The 11249-nt window shown below is 58.6% G+C and carries 10 protein-coding genes; 4 read left to right on the top strand and 6 right to left on the bottom strand.

Annotated elements, in window-relative coordinates; genetic code table 11:
- A complete protein-coding gene (sdhD, locus tag KGA85_RS16645) occupies window positions 1–369 on the bottom strand; it encodes a succinate dehydrogenase, hydrophobic membrane anchor protein (protein WP_046037653.1) in 369 nt (122 codons plus the stop codon).
- Window positions 363–737: a succinate dehydrogenase, cytochrome b556 subunit gene (sdhC, locus tag KGA85_RS16640; protein WP_032829628.1), complete on the bottom strand. Its 375-nt coding sequence runs from the start codon at window positions 735–737 to the stop codon at window positions 363–365. Before sdhC ends, sdhD begins: the two co-directional genes overlap by 7 nt.
- 364 nt (window positions 738–1101) lie before the next feature.
- Here sdhC and gltA point away from each other — a divergent pair, with 364 nt between their 5' ends.
- The gene (gene gltA / locus KGA85_RS16635) at window positions 1102–2391 is read left to right on the top strand and encodes a citrate synthase (protein WP_007977501.1); all 1290 of its coding nucleotides are present in this window, start codon (window positions 1102–1104) and stop codon (window positions 2389–2391) included.
- Between the two features lie 1012 nt (window positions 2392–3403).
- Here gltA and KGA85_RS16630 read toward each other — a convergent pair.
- The 3 genes from KGA85_RS16630 to KGA85_RS16620 all read right to left on the bottom strand — a co-directional run bounded on the left by KGA85_RS16630 (window position 3404) and on the right by KGA85_RS16620 (window position 6462).
- On the bottom strand, window positions 3404–5062 hold the full coding sequence (locus tag KGA85_RS16630; RefSeq protein WP_223455960.1) for a cation acetate symporter: 1659 nt from the start codon (window positions 5060–5062) through the stop codon (window positions 3404–3406).
- Complete coding sequence (locus KGA85_RS16625) at window positions 5059–5370, bottom strand: DUF485 domain-containing protein (protein ID WP_110746318.1); 312 nt, start codon at window positions 5368–5370, stop codon at window positions 5059–5061. Before KGA85_RS16625 ends, KGA85_RS16630 begins: the two co-directional genes overlap by 4 nt.
- A 240-nt stretch (window positions 5371–5610) precedes the next feature.
- Window positions 5611–6462, bottom strand: coding sequence for a glycine betaine ABC transporter substrate-binding protein (locus tag KGA85_RS16620; protein ID WP_223543245.1), 852 nt, complete (start codon window positions 6460–6462; stop codon window positions 5611–5613).
- Between the two features lie 287 nt (window positions 6463–6749).
- Here KGA85_RS16620 and KGA85_RS16615 point away from each other — a divergent pair, with 287 nt between their 5' ends.
- Window positions 6750–8345 (top strand): beta (1-6) glucans synthase, encoded by a 1596-nt coding sequence (locus tag KGA85_RS16615; RefSeq protein ID WP_223543244.1) that lies wholly within the window; start codon window positions 6750–6752, stop codon window positions 8343–8345.
- 141 nt (window positions 8346–8486) lie between these two features.
- Here the strand turns inward: KGA85_RS16615 and KGA85_RS16610 are convergent, their stop codons facing one another.
- Entirely contained in the window at window positions 8487–8855 is a 369-nt protein-coding gene (locus KGA85_RS16610; RefSeq protein ID WP_223455963.1) for a hypothetical protein, read from the bottom strand.
- 225 nt (window positions 8856–9080) lie between these two features.
- Here KGA85_RS16610 and KGA85_RS16605 point away from each other — a divergent pair, with 225 nt between their 5' ends.
- The gene (locus tag KGA85_RS16605; RefSeq protein ID WP_223455964.1) at window positions 9081–10379 is read left to right on the top strand and encodes a serine/threonine protein kinase; all 1299 of its coding nucleotides are present in this window, start codon (window positions 9081–9083) and stop codon (window positions 10377–10379) included.
- A complete protein-coding gene (locus tag KGA85_RS16600) occupies window positions 10372–11160 on the top strand; it encodes a VacJ family lipoprotein (protein ID WP_223455965.1) in 789 nt (262 codons plus the stop codon). Before KGA85_RS16605 ends, KGA85_RS16600 begins: the two co-directional genes overlap by 8 nt.
- The last annotated feature ends 89 nt before the right edge of the window (window positions 11161–11249 follow it).

Below are 11249 nucleotides of genomic sequence, written 5' to 3'. Positions count from 1 at the left end.
TCAGATACCCCAGAGAATCTGCACGCCCCAGACGAAGTAAGCGAACATCGCAACGCCGCATACTGCCTGGAAAAGGAAACGTATAGCCGTCGCGGACTTGCCGAACGCCATTGGCGTCAGGTAGTCGGTCGCGATGGTCCACATGCCGACCCAGGCGTGAGCGCCGAGGGCAACGAGGGCCAGGAGGCTGAAGATACGCATTCCGTTGTGGGCGAACAGTTCATGCCACTGGGCGTACTCGAGGCCGGGATGGGCCACGATGTATCCGATCAGGAAGATGAAGTAAGCCGCGAGAACGACCGCAGACACACGTTGCGCCATCCAGTCATAGAGGCCCGAACGCGACAGGTTCGTGACGTTAGTTACCATATCCAAACTCCTGCCAGAACGATTACCACCACGGAAACGGCGATAACGATTTTCGAGCCCAGCTTGCCGCCTTCCAGCGTCTCACCGATGCCCATGTCCATGATCAAATGGCGCACACCGGCTACCAGGTGATAAAGCAGAGCGGACAGGATGCCCCATGTCACTAGCTTGGCTAGCGGACTGGTCAGACACGCTTTCACCTGACCGAAGCCTTCCTCGGAACTCAGCGACTTGTCCAATGCGTAAAGCATGATGGCAAGGCACACGAAGAGGATGACACCGGAGATTCGGTGAAGGATGGACGTGTAAGCAGTGACTGGGAGTTTGATGGTCCTTAGGTCTAGGTTTACAGGTCGTTGGCTTTTCACGGCTTTTTTTTCACACTGAAGAGCCCCTAACAATCAGGGCAAAGTTGTTGGGGAGTGCACTGGTCAGGTAACCACCACCCAGGGATGCGACCCCCAATGAAAGCAAGCCCAAAAGCCCTTGGCGGTCGGTGGCCGAGTATAGACAGTTAGGCTACTAATGACAACGCAAACACCTAACCCAAACAGCTGATTGCGCAACTGACATAAAAGGCGTAAATGGCAGCCAATTTCGAGAAAAAAGTCCGGTTAAAGCCTTCTGGAGCAAGACTTTAGGCAAATTGACATTCGAATTTATCTCACTATAGTGGTGCGGGCCCTGCGTGGGGGGTCTGTCTGATGATTTCAAGCATAAATAGGAGGCCACATGGCTGACAAAAAAGCGCAGTTGATCATCGAGGGCGCAGCCCCCGTCGAGCTGCCCATTTTAACCGGCACCGTTGGTCCCGATGTTATCGACGTTCGGGGCCTGACGGCCACGGGCCGTTTCACCTTTGACCCTGGCTTCATGTCGACCGCCTCGTGCGAGTCGAAGATCACCTATATCGACGGCGACAACGGCATCCTGCTGCACCGCGGCTACCCGATCGAACAGCTGGCTGAAAAGTCGGACTATCTGGAAACCTGCTATCTGCTGCTCAACGGCGAACTGCCGACCGCAGAACAGAAGGCCCAGTTCGTCAGCACCGTGAAGAACCACACCATGGTTCACGAGCAGCTGAAGACCTTCTTCAACGGCTTCCGTCGCGACGCCCACCCGATGGCCGTCATGTGCGGCGTAGTCGGCGCCCTCTCGGCGTTCTACCACGACTCCCTGGACATCAATAACCCGCAGCATCGCGAAATCTCCGCGATCCGCCTGGTTGCCAAGATGCCGACCCTGGCCGCGATGGTTTACAAGTACTCCATGGGCCAACCCATGATGTACCCGCGCAACGACCTGTCGTACGCGGAAAACTTCCTGCACATGATGTTCAACACCCCGTGCGAGATCAAACCGATCAGCCCGGTACTCGCCAAGGCCATGGACCGGATCTTCATCCTCCATGCCGACCACGAGCAGAACGCTTCGACCTCCACCGTACGCCTGGCCGGCTCTTCGGGTGCCAACCCGTTCGCCTGTATCGCCGCCGGTATCGCTGCACTGTGGGGCCCTGCCCACGGCGGTGCCAACGAAGCCGTACTGACCATGCTCGATGAAATCGGCGATGTTTCGAACATCGACAAGTTCATCGCCAAGGCCAAGGACAAGAACGATCCGTTCAAACTGATGGGCTTCGGTCACCGCGTTTACAAAAACCGCGACCCACGCGCCACGGTAATGAAGCAGACCTGCGACGAAGTGTTGAAGGAACTGGGCATCCAGAACGATCCGCAACTCGAACTGGCCATGCGCCTGGAAGAGATCGCCCTGACCGACCCGTACTTCATCGAGCGCTCGCTGTACCCGAACGTCGACTTCTACTCGGGGATCATCCTCAAGGCGATCGGCATTCCGACCAGCATGTTCACCGTGATCTTCGCCCTGGCGCGGACCGTCGGCTGGATCTCCCACTGGAAGGAAATGCTCTCCAGCCCGTACAAGATCGGCCGTCCGCGCCAGTTGTACACCGGCTACGAGTCGCGTGACATCACCAAGCTGGAAGACCGCAAGTAAGCGCTGTCTTGCTGTAGGTTGTTGAGTTGTACCGGGAACGGCCTCTGCTTTTTATATAAAGAGCAGGAGGCCGTTTTTGTTTGTGCGTTTTGTCGCGACTGGCTTTGGTCGGGTACATATCCGTTTTTTCTGTAACGACCACTTAGGGTTCCGCCCTTACGGCGGGTCACTTTCGAAGAGCGCGAAAGTAACCAAAGCGCTCTGCCCCTTACGTTCGGTGCCTCGCCCAGGCTCGGCATACCCTCGCTCCGGTCCTGCTCCGTGGGCCCGCCGCCATCGGCCATCCATGGCCGGCGGCGGCTAACCCGGCATCCATGCCGGGTTGCCCACTGCGCAGAACCTCCACTCGGCCTCTCGAGGGGGCAAGAAGATCAAGATCAAAAGCCAAAGCGAGGCGGCCTACCGGCCGGCCTGCTTGCTGGTTGAGCTCGCTGCAGAATTTCGGTCGGCGAGCAGGCTCGCTCCTACATAAGAGCAATGGCAGAGCGGCGTACACCTACTGCTCCTCACCACTCATCAGGCCGAGCGTTAGCTCGCCTGCAGCTCTTGATCTTGATCCACCCGCCCCCTCGGCAGGCTGAGTGGAGGCGTTCATCCGGGGGTGGGCGCGCAGCGCCGTTCGGCGAAGCCGAACACATCGAGAGGAGGTCGAGCGAAGCCGACCGGAGGCGATGCCCCCGGATGAATGCCGGAGCGAAGGAACCCCGAGCCTTAGCGAGGGGCCGCACGTTCGGGGCGAGCGTTTTTTGGGTTACTTTTTTTAGGCGCTTGTAAAAAAAGTGACTCGCCGTAAGGGCGAAACCATAAGCCGCCGTTACCGCAGGAATGGATATGTACGCGGCCAACAAAAGACAGGTCGGCTGCCAGGCCGCCTTCGCGAGCAAGCCCGCTCCCACAGTAAATCGGGTACATCCACGAAATTCCGGTCGACTACCGCCCAATAAAAAAATGCCCCGATCTCTCGACCAGGGCATTTCCATTCAACACAACTTAAACAGTCAAACCCAAACGCTTAGTGCGAAACAGCACCACTTGCACCCAGGCCAGTCTGCGAACGAACAAACTGCGGGAAGAACAGCGCCCGCTCATTGTCAGCCGCAGTGGACTTGTCGGTAACTGAGAAGAACCAGATCCCGACAAAGGCAATCATCATCGAGAACAACGCCGGGTACTCATACGGGAAGATGGCCTTCTCGTGATGCAGGATCTGCACCCAGATGGTCGGACCAAGCACCATCAGGCCCACGGCACTGATCAGCCCCATCCAGCCGCCGATCATCGCACCGCGAGTGGTCAGCTTTTTCCAGTACATGGAAAGCAACAGTACCGGGAAGTTGCAGCTCGCCGCGATGGAGAACGCCAGGCCCACCATGAACGCAATGTTCTGGCTCTCGAACAGGATACCCAGACCAATTGCCAGCACCGCCAACGCGATAGTGGTGATTTTCGAGACGCGGATCTCATCCTTCTCGTTGGCCTTGCCCTTCTTGATCACGCTGGCGTACAGGTCGTGGGACACCGCCGAAGCACCGGCCAGGGTCAGACCGGCAACCACTGCCAGAATGGTCGCGAACGCCACCGCCGAGATGAAGCCCAGGAAAATGCTGCCACCGACCGCGTTGGCCAGGTGCACCGCCGCCATGTTGTTACCACCCAGCAACGCGCCAGCAGCGTCTTTGAAGGCGGGGTTGGTGCTGACCAGCAGGATCGCGCCGAAGCCAATGATGAAGGTCAGGATGTAGAAGTAACCAATGAAACCGGTTGCGTACAACACGCTCTTGCGAGCTTCTTTTGCGTCGCTCACGGTGAAGAAGCGCATCAGGATGTGCGGCAGGCCAGCGGTACCGAACATCAGCGCCAGACCGAGGGAGAACGCCGAGACCGGATCTTTCACCAGGCCGCCCGGGCTCATGATCGCTTCAGCTTTCGGGTGAACCTTGATCGCCTCGGAGAACAGCATGTTGAAGTCGAAGTTGACGTGCTTCATCACCATCAGTGCCATGAAGGAAGCACCGGACAGCAGCAAGACTGCCTTGATGATCTGCACCCAGGTGGTCGCCAGCATGCCGCCGAACAACACGTACAGGCACATCAGAATACCGACCATGATCACCGCAACGTGGTAATCGAGACCGAACAGCAACTGGATCAGCTTGCCGGCACCGACCATTTGCGCGATCAGGTAGAACGCCACCACCACCAGCGAACCGCAAGCGGACAGCGAGCGGATCTGGGTTTGCCCCAGGCGATAGGACGCCACGTCGGCAAAGGTGTATTTACCCAGGTTACGCAGGCGCTCGGCGATCAGGAACAGAATGATCGGCCAGCCCACCAGGAAGCCGATCGAATAGATCAGGCCGTCGTAGCCGGAGGTGAACACCAGCGCGGAAATACCCAGGAAGGACGCTGCCGACATGTAGTCACCGGCAATCGCCAGACCGTTCTGGAAACCGGTGATCTTGCCGCCAGCGGCGTAGTAGTCGGCCGCCGAATTATTACGCTTGGAAGCCCAGTAGGTGATGCACAGGGTGGCACCGACGAAGGCGACAAACATCAAGATCGCCGACACATTAAGCGGTTGCTTCTGCACGGCACCGGTCAGGGCGTCAGCCGCCCAGGCGCCAGGCGCGAAAGCTGCGATGCTCAAAAGAGCCATTAGACGGCGGATCATTGCTGAGCCTCCTTGAGAATCGCATTGTTCAGGTCGTCGAATTCGCCGTTGGCGCGTCGCACGTAAATACCGGTCAGGACGAAAGCCGAGACAATCAGCCCGACACCGATCGGTATGCCCCAGGTAATCGAGGACTCAGGGCTGATTTTCGCCCCCAGCACCTGCGGCCCATAGGCAATCAGAAGAATGAATCCGGAGTAAAGCCCTAGCATGATCGCCGAAAGAATCCAGGCGAATCGTTCCCTCTTGCTAACCAGCTCCTTGAAGCGCGGGCTGTTTTGAATCGAGAGGTAAATGCTGTCGTTCATTGTTTTTATCCTCGCAGCACAGATTTAGTTGGAACGGTATCCACTCTATGCGGCTGCGGGGCAGGTTCCAGACGACCTTAGTCTTAGAACCACATGACGGATTCGCCAAATTCCAGCACGCCATAAACAAGTGTGGGAGCGGGCTTGCTCGCGAAGGGGCCATAACATTCAACATTATTGTTGACTGTTACACCGCTTTCGCGAGCAAGCCCGCTCCCACAAGTTAAAGCGAGGTGCCTGTTATTTGGTCCAGACAGCCACACGCTCAGGGTGCTTGGCGACCCAGTCCTTTGCGGCAGCTTCAGGCTTGGCACCGTCCTGAATCGCCAGCATCACCTGGCCAATTTCATCCTTGGATTCCCACTGGAAGTTCTTCAGGAACTTGGCCACTTCCGGCGCCTTGGCCTCCAGGCCCTTGCTGCCGATGCTGTTCACGGTTTCAGCCGCGCCATACACGCCTTTCGGGTCTTCGAGGAAGCGCAGTTTCCACTTGGCGAACATCCAGTGCGGCACCCAACCGGTCACGGCAATGGATTCGTTTTTCTTCTCGGCACGGGTCAGCTCGGCGATCATGCCGGCGCCGGAACTGGCCTTGAGTTGATAGCCGGTCAGGTCGTAGTCCTTGATCGCCTGGTCGGTCTTGAGCATCACGCCTGAACCGGCGTCGATGCCGACAATGCGGTTCTTGAAGGTGTCGTCGGTCTTGAGGTCGTCAATGGACTTGGCCTTGACGTACTCCGGCACGATCAGGCCGATTTTCGCGTCCTTGAAGTTCGGGCCGTAGTCGACGACCTGATCCTTGTTCTTCGTCCAGTACTCACCGTGTGTCACCGGCAGCCAGGCCGACAGCATGGCGTCGAGTTTACCTGTGGCCACGCCCTGCCACATGATCCCGGTGGCAACGGCTTGCAGCTTCACGTCATAACCGAGTTTCTGCCTGATCACCTCGGCAGCCACGTTCGTCGTGGCAACACTGTCCGACCAGCCGTCGACATAACCGATCGTCACTTCCTTCCCGGCGGCACTGGCCACGGTAGAACTGATCGCCAGCACCAAAGCGGCACCTGCGCCCAAGAGTCGTCGCATCTTCATCGTTACTTCCCCGAAAGTGCTGCGCTCGACGGATGCCGAGTCGCTTAAACGTATTGTTATGGTGCACAGCGCCCCCTTCACGCCTCACAGCAAACTCGTCCGAACATCAGCGGAGTACTGACACGCCGATCATCAACCTCAAGCCCATGGCGACCTGCTCTGCCAGCGACCTCAAGCCATCGAGAAACGACATCAGAAAGCCATTAATCTTCAGCGCAACACCCCTCCCTGCCAATCCGCCCGAACTTTGCATGTCAAAATCATGCAGGCCACCAAGCACGCGGTAAATGCAGGTAACATGCGCCGCTTTGCTCCCACACGGCCTGACCATGTCCGCGACATCCCGCTTCCCTTTTGCTGCTTATCTATTCGCTTGCCTGCTCGGGCTGTTTGCCCTCGGTGGCTTCTGGTACGGCATCGGCAAACCGGTGATCCTGCCGGATGTCGCCAGCGCGACGCACAAGCTGCAATGCGCCTCTTACACGCCATTCGACAAAGACCAATCGCCGTTTGACGTGCCATTCAACTTGCGCCCCGAGCGTATGGATGCCGACCTCGCGCTGCTGTCCAAAAGCTTCGAATGCATCCGCACCTATTCCATGACCGGCCTCGAAGCCCTGCCGGACCTTGCGCGCAAGCATGGCTTGAAGCTGATGATCGGCGCCTGGGTCAACAGCAACCCGGTGGACACCGAGAAAGAAGTCAACCTGCTGATCGCCTCGGCCAACGCCAACCCGGATGTGGTGAGCGCGGTGATCGTCGGCAACGAAACCCTGCTGCGCAAGGAAGTCACCGGCGCGCAATTGGCGACGTTGATCAACAAGGTCAAGAGCCAGGTCAAACAGCCTGTCACCTACGCCGACGTCTGGGAGTTCTGGCTCAAGCATCCGGAAATCGCCCCAGCCGTGGACTTCCTGACCATCCACTTGCTGCCGTATTGGGAAGATGATCCGTCGAACATCGACGCCGCCCTGCAACATGTGGCCGAAGTACGCCAGGTGTTCGGCAACAAGTTCGCACCCAAGGATGTGCTGATCGGCGAAACCGGCTGGCCAAGCGAAGGTCGCCAGCGCGAAACCGCCCTGCCGAGCCGGGTCAACGAAGCCAGATTCATTCGCGGCTTTGTCGCCATGGCCGAGCAACAGGGCTGGCACTACAACCTGATCGAAGCCTTCGACCAGCCATGGAAACGCGCCAGTGAAGGTGCGGTCGGCGGTTACTGGGGGCTGTTCGATGCCGATCGCCAGGACAAGGGCGTGCTGGCCGGGCCAGTGACAAACGTACCGTACTGGTCGCAATGGCTGGCGGTGGGCGGCTTGATCTTCATCGGCACGTTGCTGCTCGGTGGACGGCTCCGCACGACGCGCTCGGCACTGGTGCTGCCGCTGCTCGGTGCATTGGCTGCGTGTTCGATTGGCGCCTTTGGCGACCTGGCACGGGTTACCACGCGTTTTACCAGTGAGTGGTTGTGGGTCGGATTGCTGACCGCTCTGAATCTGCTGGTGCTGGCCCATGCCGCACTGACACTGAGTCCGCGTAGCGGCTGGCGCGGACGGGCTTTCAATTTACTGGAGGGTCGTGCTGGGTGGCTGGTGGCAATGGCAGGTTTCGCGGCGGCCGTAATGATGCTGGAACTGGTGTTCGATCCGCGTTATCGCAGCTTCCCGAGTGTCGCGTTCATCGTGCCTGCGCTGGTTTATCTGTGCCGCCCGGTGAACGTGCCGCGGCGCGAGATTGCGTTGCTGACCTTCATCATCGGTGCCGGCATTGCGCCGCAGCTGTTTCGTGAAGGTTTGCAGAATCAGCAGGCCTGGGGCTGGGCGCTGGTGAGTGTGTTGATGGCGGCTGCGTTGTGGCGCTGCCTACGGGTTCGCAAGGCTTGACTCTTTAGCGACTTAACCGGCCTCTTCGCGGGCAAGCCCGCTCCCACAGTAGACCTTCAGTGAACACAAAATTTGTGTGCGACAAAGATCAATTGTGGGAGCGGCGGTGCGGCGATCCGACTTGCTCGCGAAGACGGACTTTTAAACGCCGCGAGAAACCCTGACCAACCGCAACCCGGCAATCACCACCGCAAACACCGCCAACGTCGTGTTGTACAAAGCCAGCGCCGGAAACCCGAACACCAGCGCCAGCACCGCCAGCCACCAGCCTGCCCGCCCCGGCACGACAAAGCCGATGATCGCCGCGCCCAGCGCAGCCCAGCCCAGCACCCCGAAATGGATCATCAGCCCCAGGTTCGATCGCACCTGGCATTCCCAGCGATTCGCTTCATCCACGCAAATGCCGACCCACTGCGCATCCTCCATGAAGCCATAACGCGCGCCATAACTGGCGGCCAGCCATACAGGCAGTAAAACAAGCAGCAGAATCACGGGCAGGCGGCGAGACATGAAACACTCCAATTGGCGAAAAACGGCGGCCAGCTTAATCGTCCGAAAGCGTTTCGCAAGCGATAACAACTGTTAACTGGTCATTCAATCGCTGCAAAGTGTATCGTCCAGCTACTATTACTTCGAAATTAAGCCTGTTTGGTGCCGATGGTTGGCACTTTGGCGCAGATCCGGTGGTCATAGCCTGCGAAATTCATTCGGCACCTTCTTCTAAGGGATTTAGTCATGTTCCGTTCCTTGCGCTTCGCCGCCTTGTTTGGCGGCCTTATATTGAGTGCGTCCGCACTGGCGGTCGATATTGACGCCGCCAGTTACGGCTACCCCCTGACCAATCCGTTCGAGGCGACCATCGCGACCACGCCGCCGGACTTGCGTCCGGAGTTACCCCTGGACGATGACATCGATCAGACAGTGCGCAGCGTCACCTTGCGTCCGGAACGGGCGTTCGAATTGCCGGACAATTTCTGGGCGGTCAAGAAACTCGACTACCGCATTGCCACGCAGGATCACGCCGCGCCGCTGATATTCCTGATCGCCGGCACCGGTGCACGTTATGACAGCAGCCTGAACGAATACCTGAAGAAGCTCTACTACAAGGCCGGTTACCACGTGGTGCAGCTGTCATCGCCCACCAGCTACGACTTCATGAGTTCCGCTTCACGCTTCGCCACGCCGGGTGTTTCCAAGGAAGACGCCGAAGACATGTACCGGGTGATGCAGGCAGTGCGGGCACAGAACCCGAAAGTGCCGGTCACCGATTACTACCTGACCGGGTACAGCCTCGGTGCACTGGACGCCGCTTTCGTCGCGCACCTGGACGAAACCCGCCGCAGCTTCAACTTCAAGAAAGTCCTGTTGCTCAACCCGCCGGTCAACCTCTACACCTCGATCACCAACCTCGACAAGCTGGTTCAGACCGAGGTCAAGGGCATCAACAACAGCACCACGTTCTATGAACTGGTACTGAACAAGCTGACCCGCTATTTCCAGCAAAAGGGCTACATCGACCTCAACGACGCCCTGCTCTACGACTTCCAGCAGTCCAAACAGCACCTGACCAACGAACAGATGGCCATGCTGATCGGCACCTCGTTCCGCTTTTCGGCGGCCGACATTGCCTTCACTTCGGACCTGATCAACCGTCGCGGCCTGATCACCCCACCCAAGTTCCCGATCACCGAGGGCACCAGCCTCACGCCATTCCTCAAGCGTGCACTGCAATGCGACTTCGACTGCTACATCACCGAACAAGTGATCCCGATGTGGCGCGCCCGCACCGACGGCGGCAGCCTGCTGCAACTGATTGACCAGGTGAGCCTGTATGCGCTGAAGGACTATCTGCACGAAAGCCCGAAAATCGCGGTCATGCACAACGCCGATGACGTGATCCTCGGCCCTGGCGACCTGGGCTTCCTGCGCAGGACCTTCGGTGATCGCCTGACCGTTTACCCGTACGGCGGCCACTGCGGCAACATTAACTACCGCGTCAACAGCGACGCCATGCTGGAGTTCTTCCGTGGCTAAATATCTCCTGCTTTTCGCAGCGTTACTCTGTGCAGGCGTCGCCAATGCAGACAACAGCAAAGCCAACGCCCCCGTGGTCGTCGACAGTGACGGCTTCAAGGAACCGCTGAGCAAACTCAAATTCAACCCGGGCCTGGACCAACGCGAGTTCGAGCGCTCGACGCTCAGCGCACTGGCTGTCTACGATCCGCTGGAAGAGTGGAACCGGCGCGTCTATCACTTCAACTACCGCTTCGACCAATGGGTGTTCCTGCCGGTGGTCAATGGCTACCGCTACGTCACCCCGAGCTTCCTGCGTACCGGTGTCAGCAACTTCTTCAACAACCTCGGCGACGTGCCAAACCTGTTGAACAGCCTGCTGCAACTCAAGGGCCAGCGCTCGCTGGAAACCACCGGACGCTTGCTGCTCAACACCACCATCGGCATCGCCGGCCTGTGGGACCCGGCCACCGCCATGGGCCTGCCGCGCCAAAGCGAAGACTTCGGCCAGACCCTGGGCTTCTACGGCGTACCGGCCGGCGCTTACTTCATGCTGCCGATCCTCGGTCCGTCGAACCTGCGTGACACCGGCGGCCTGGCGGTGGATTACACAGCCGAGAGTGCGATCAACTTCCTCAACGTCGCCGAAGTCAGCTCCAACCATCCGGAAGTGTGGATCCTGCGCGGCATCGACAAGCGCCACCAGACCAACTTCCGCTATGGCCAGATGAACTCGCCGTTCGAGTACGAGAAAGTGCGTTACGTGTACACCGAAGCGCGCAAGTTGCAGATCGCCGAGTAATTCCGGCAGCTGTAAATCAATGTGGGAGCGGGCTTGCTCGCGAATAGGGTGTGTCATTCGACATCATTGTGTCTGACACACCCTATTCG

Origin of the sequence: Pseudomonas sp. GL-B-12, from assembly GCF_019955895.1 — a bacterium.
In the GTDB taxonomy this organism is placed as follows: Bacteria; Pseudomonadota; Gammaproteobacteria; order Pseudomonadales; family Pseudomonadaceae; genus Aquipseudomonas.
Note: the sequence above shows the minus strand (reverse complement) of the source record. Positions and strands in the feature narration are given on the sequence as shown.